Here is a 1,109-nt window from a genome sequence, read left to right as displayed (position 1 = left end):
CACTTTAACCACCAAGATAAGCCTCTAATAACCTCTTATCTTGAATCAACTCACTTGCTTTGCCCTCCATACTAACTTCCCCAACTTCAAGTACATATGCATAATCAGCAATCTTTAAAGTTTGAAGAGCATTTTGTTCTATAATTAAAACTGTAGTTCCTTCTGAATTGATTTCTTTTACTATTTCAAATATGGCTTTAACTATAAGTGGAGCTAATCCTAATGATGGTTCATCTAAAAGAAGCACCTTAGGACTTGCCATTAAAGCTCTTGCGATTGCTAACATCTGTTGTTCTCCACCACTTAATGTTCCTGCTAATTGCTTTTTTCTTTCTAACAAAATAGGAAAGTACTTATATACTCTTTCAAAATTTTTAGTAATTTGTTTTTTATTTTTTATAGTAAAAGCCCCAATTCTTAAGTTTTCTTCTACTGTTATATCAGGAAATATTTGTCTACCTTCTGGTGATTGAACTATTCCTAAAGAAGTTATTTTTTCTGGTGCTAAATTAGCAATATCTTTTCCAAAGAAATCTATACTACCTTTTTCTATTGGCACAATTCCTGAAAGTGATTTTAAAGTTGTAGTTTTACCAGCTCCATTAGCACCTAATAGAGCAACTATTTCACCTTCTCTAACTTGTATATTTATTCCCTTTAAAGCCTTTATACTTCCATAGGAAACAGTAAGATTATCTAATTTTAAAATTGTATTACTCATCTTACTCCTCCTTTCCTAAATAAGCTTCTTGAACATCTTTATTAGACTGAATTTCTTTTGGCGTACCTTCTGCTAGTTTTCTACCAAAAGATATTGCACATATTCTATCGCAGATATCCATAACTAATCTCATATCATGCTCAACTAATAAAATATTACATTTGTACTCATCTCTTATACCTTTTATAAGTTTAGCTAATTCAAGTGTTTCAGTATCATTTAATCCTGCTGCAGGCTCATCTAAAATAATTAGTTTTGGATTACTCATAAGAGTTCTACCAAGCTCAATTTTTTTCAAAACTCCATACGGTTGTCCACCTGCAAGTTCATGCTTTTTATTTTCTATCCCTAAAAATCCTAATATTCCTTCAGCCTTGTTTATATTTTC

Annotated in this window: 1 protein-coding gene and 1 pseudogene; both read right to left on the bottom strand. The window is 31.1% G+C overall.

Going from position 1 to position 1,109, the window contains the following annotated elements; genetic code table 11:
• Window positions 1-4 precede the first annotated feature (4 nt).
• The gene (locus tag E6248_RS16235; protein WP_316341800.1) at window positions 5-709 is read right to left on the bottom strand and encodes an ABC transporter ATP-binding protein; all 705 of its coding nucleotides are present in this window, start codon (window positions 707-709) and stop codon (window positions 5-7) included.
• 13 nt (window positions 710-722) lie between these two features.
• Window positions 723-1,109, bottom strand: a pseudogene (locus E6248_RS16230) (ABC transporter ATP-binding protein); the annotation flags it as partial.

The organism is Clostridium sp. (assembly GCF_032552055.1).
In the GTDB taxonomy this organism is placed as follows: domain Bacteria; phylum Bacillota; class Clostridia; order Clostridiales; family Clostridiaceae; genus Clostridium.
The sequence above is the reverse complement of the archived record's forward strand: the minus strand, read 5'-3'. Positions and strand labels throughout refer to the sequence as shown.